Genomic DNA, 1,777 nt, shown 5'->3' on the forward strand with positions numbered 1-1,777 from the left:
GAGTTATCCGATGAATGCGACCAAAGAGTTTTTTGAAAGCTGGCTGCAGGAGAATGTCGGCACTCTTGCCGGCCAAGAGGAAGTGAGCTTCGCCGTGCTGGCTCAGCAATTCGAGCAGGATGCCGAAGCGGCCGGTTATGGTCGCGAGGTGCGTGAGGACGAGCTCGGAAACATTGAAGATGCGATCGAGCAAGCGCTCAAGAAAGCGCGAACTGGCGTGCATGGTGACGCCGCTGGCGAACCCAGCGATGTGGCAGCCCTCATGGATGCGCTGGAGGTCGAAGATGCCAAAAGCGGGCCGTAGGCCATACCAGATCAGCTCTTTTCGTTTGTCGAAGTTGCCGGGGTAGCCCCATGGAGCAGTTTCGCAAGGACATGGCCGCCTTGGCAGAGCCGGCTTTCTGGGTGACGATAGGTTTGCTTCTGGTCCCTTATGCGCTTGGAACGGTGCTGCTCGTTTGGACCTGCGGCTGCCTGTAAGGTGCTACTGACACACCCCGGTGGTGGTTCAACGGCCCTAACGCCATACAATACGGAGCTAATGCGCTCGCGGGGGGATCCTGCGCTGCAGCAATGTCCGAACGATCTCGTCGCCAGGAAGTTCATCGTCGACACCAAGCTCCTTTGCTGCCGGTAATCGCACCGCCGCGGCTGACAGCTTTTGCGAGAGGGGAGAGGGCCGCCGTGTGCAGGCGCCGACGCTATCTGCGCTCTCAAAGTTCCAGCTACGGCCCCCTGTCACGGTTCCCCGATCACGCGCCTGAAGCGCGTTTCCTTGCCTCGAAAATAGCCCAGCAGCTGGCGCGTTGCCTTGGAACACTTGTGTCATATCGAAGTTCGGCCCGCATAGGAGAACCGAGATGGCCATCCCACAAGCGGACAACGACAACCACCTGCGCATGAAGCCGGCTCATCGAGGCAAAATCTCGCCCAAGGGGGCGATACACCAGGTTAGAGCACGACCCAGGTACAAAATGGCTCTGCGGGCGACAAGAATTAAGGCGAGGCGCTGAGATGCCGCGGACCAATAATGACGCTCGCAACGAGAAGACCACATCAGCTGCAGCAATCATTGTCGACAAGGAACGTGCTGAGCGCGCCGCCAAGACGGCGCGGTTGAAGGAAGCGCGCCTCGCACAGGCCATCACGCCGTCTCCCATAGAACGCAAGCAGCGTGTCACCAAAAAGGTTCGCAGGATTTTTGTTGCTGGCTAGGAGGTGTCCGTGACGCGCAATCATGACAAGGAAAGATACGACCGCGCCAAACGCATCAGCCAAGAGACGCTGGACGCTGAACGCGCACAACGCGCCGAGAAGACGGCGCGGCTGAGACAAGCAAGGCTTGCACAGCGTCCGGTGGAGTCGTCGCCGGCGCAGCCGCAAACTCGCCGCAAACCCATCCAGGCTCTCAAAAAGAGAAGCCGTAAGGTGATCGAAGTCTTTTAGGCTCTCCACATCCGTGCGGAACACTGGGAGAGTCCAGCGGCGAGCGCGGCTGGGAGGGAGGGCTTCCGCGACCTGATCCAGCAAGGCTGCGAAATACCTGGCGAGCAATCGCGGGGACTTTGGATCTCCGCCTCCTCGCCATTATCAGAGCTGGGAGCGAAACCTGCTCGCAAAGTAGTCGGTGACCTTTTCGCTTAGCGGACGCGCTTGCCATTCTTCCAGACTGACCTGCCTTGATCGCTTCAGGTCCTCGTTGAAAACGTCTATTTGCGTCCGCGCGAATTCCAATCCGTAGACGTTCAGACTGGCCTCATCGTTGAGGCGCAAGGAT

The 1,777-nt window shown here is 59.1% G+C and carries 3 protein-coding genes and 1 pseudogene; 3 read left to right on the forward strand and 1 reads right to left on the reverse strand.

Going from position 1 to position 1,777, the window contains the following annotated elements; all coding sequences use genetic code 11:
- From EOA22_RS32305 to EOA22_RS32320, 3 genes are all read left to right on the forward strand, one after another.
- The coding region (locus EOA22_RS32305) for a hypothetical protein (protein WP_348629520.1) at positions 1-304 on the forward strand (304 nt) is incomplete at its 5' end.
- 710 nt (positions 305-1,014) lie between these two features.
- Entirely contained in the window at positions 1,015-1,215 is a 201-nt protein-coding gene (locus tag EOA22_RS32315) for a hypothetical protein (RefSeq protein WP_013525113.1), read from the forward strand.
- Positions 1,216-1,224: 9 nt separating this feature from the next.
- Entirely contained in the window at positions 1,225-1,446 is a 222-nt protein-coding gene (locus EOA22_RS32320) for a hypothetical protein (RefSeq protein WP_013525114.1), read from the forward strand.
- 144 nt (positions 1,447-1,590) lie between these two features.
- Here the strand turns inward: EOA22_RS32320 and EOA22_RS38300 are convergent.
- A pseudogene (locus tag EOA22_RS38300) lies at positions 1,591-1,777 on the reverse strand (cardiolipin synthase B); the annotation flags it as partial.

It is taken from the genome of Mesorhizobium sp. M7A.F.Ca.US.014.04.1.1, from assembly GCF_003998745.1.
In the GTDB taxonomy this organism is placed as follows: Bacteria; Pseudomonadota; Alphaproteobacteria; order Rhizobiales; family Rhizobiaceae; genus Mesorhizobium; species Mesorhizobium ciceri.

Excerpts from the sequence above, each read along its gene's own strand:
- EOA22_RS32315 (WP_013525113.1), top strand. The coding sequence starts at position 1,015 with ATGCCGCGGACCAATAATGACGCTCGCAACGAGAAGACCACATCAGCT.